Source organism: Hoylesella enoeca JCM 12259 (assembly GCF_000613405.1).
Lineage (GTDB): Bacteria > Bacteroidota > Bacteroidia > Bacteroidales > Bacteroidaceae > Prevotella > Prevotella enoeca.
On the sequence record NZ_BAIX01000098.1, the window covers coordinates 1 to 1,810 of the forward strand.

General features: G+C 42.7%; 2 protein-coding genes and 1 pseudogene. All 3 read left to right on the forward strand.

What is annotated here, in order from left to right; genetic code table 11:
- Nucleotides 1-536: pseudogene (locus JCM12259_RS17485) on the forward strand (hypothetical protein); the annotation flags it as partial.
- A gap of 14 nt (nt 537-550) precedes the next feature.
- Complete coding sequence (locus JCM12259_RS12705) at nt 551-1,096, forward strand: hypothetical protein (RefSeq protein ID WP_025066718.1); 546 nt, start codon at nt 551-553, stop codon at nt 1,094-1,096.
- A gap of 25 nt (nt 1,097-1,121) precedes the next feature.
- On the forward strand, nt 1,122-1,810 hold a 689-nt coding region (locus JCM12259_RS17490; protein WP_234396618.1), incomplete at its 3' end, for an RHS repeat domain-containing protein.

The following is a 1,810-nucleotide window of genomic DNA, read 5'->3' on the forward strand; positions in this document are numbered from 1 at the left end:
TTCCAGAAGTCGTCGTTGTTTCGTCAAGGCATGTGGGTAATGATGTTCTGGGAGTTGCTGTAGGAATGAATACGATCTTAGATGGCATAGGTACTTCGATGAAAAAATCTAGTGGGAATTCCTCTTGGGGCAGTAATCGGAAAATCTACTGGCATGCAACTGCCCAACGCGGGTTCTATGGCAATCAGTATGTAAAGACCATTAGATTGGGCCAAATAGGAAAAGGAATTACTAAAGTTACTAGTCCCGTAGGCAAGGTGTTAGATGGATACACAATACTGAATGGCATTGCTACAGATACCCAAAACTACCAGAGTAATGGCTATACAGACGGTTACAATACAGTTCGGGCTACGGCAGAAGTTGCAGGTAGCTGGACAGGAGCTTGGGCTGGTTTAAGAATTGGAGGACTGATAGGAGGAAGTGTTGGTGCTGTTCCTGGTGCTATTATTGGTGGGATTATCGGAGGAGTCGGTGGAGCCTTTGGCGGTAGTTATTTGGGAACATTGAGTGTGGATAAGGCTTATGGCCGATAAATAAAGGAGGTATTATGGACTTTAAGTTTGAATATTTTTTGAATGCAATACATTATAATATATATCTAGAAGAGGTTTGGACAAACAAGAAAGTAAATAAGCTGGTGAATGGACTATTTGCCGTGATATTCAGAATTCCTTTTATCAGGAAATATAGAAAAAAATATGATGGGCAAAAGGCAAAAGAATTAGATGATTTCTATTATGGAAATAAAGCAGGATTATCTATTAGTGTCGCCCACTATTGTTTTGGTTATTTCTATTCCGGTTATTCGATTTTATTTTCATTCTTATTAGGAGGTTTCGCATTAAGAGAACTGGGTAATTTGAGTAATGTTACAAAATTAGCCATACTCGCAATTCCCATAGGACTATGTTACATTCCCGCATATAGAGCTGTTTTTGCAAAAGATCGTTATCAAAAATATTTCAGACAGTTCAAGAAAGAAGACGAACATTGGCACAGAAAGTGGAAACGGATAACCTTTGCATTCTGCATTGGGTCTATCGTTACTACTATATTAGGAATTTGTGCAGCATTTGCAATCGCAATTGTATAGCAGCAACCAACAGACAATCAGTATAATGGTTGGAAAATATTGTTTATTTGGAATCCACGATCTTGACGGCAACATCGTCGTCATCAGGGAAAACGGCACAGTGAAGCCTTATCTTGCCTTCACGGACAATTTAGGGAGCATTCTTTCCGTTATGGACGAAAACGGAACGAAAGTTTTCGAAGCCTCATACGATGCTTGGGGCAAGCAGACTGTGATGCTCAACACCATCGGTTTGCACCGCGGCTACACAGGGCACGAGATGCTCAGTGAGTTTGACATCATCAACATGAACGGTCGTCTGTACGATCCCGTTCTCGGGCGCTTCTTTAGTCCCGACAACTATGTGCAGATGCCAGACAATAGCCAGAACTTCAACCGTTATAGCTATTGTCTGAATAATCCGCTGAAATATACAGATCCAAGTGGAGAACTCTTCGGAATAGATGACGCCGTGATAGCCTTTGCGGTATTTAATGTGGCAAGCAGTATGATGCAAGCCTCATTTGAGGGTAAGAGCGTATGGAAAGCCGGTGCGTTGAGCCTTTTGTCTTCCGCCGCAACCTACGGTATTGGTGAGGCTTTCAAGGGGACAGCTATGACTTTCGGCAATGAGCTGCTTCGTGCCGGTGCACATGGCCTATCAAGTGCCGTCTTCACGGCAATAGATGGTGGCAACTTCGTTTCGGGTTTTGCATCGGGTGCATTGGCTTCTTG

Bases quoted from the DNA above. Each gene is read 5' to 3' on its own strand.
- JCM12259_RS12705 (WP_025066718.1), top strand. From the start codon at position 551: ATGGACTTTAAGTTTGAATATTTTTTGAATGCAATACATTATAATATA.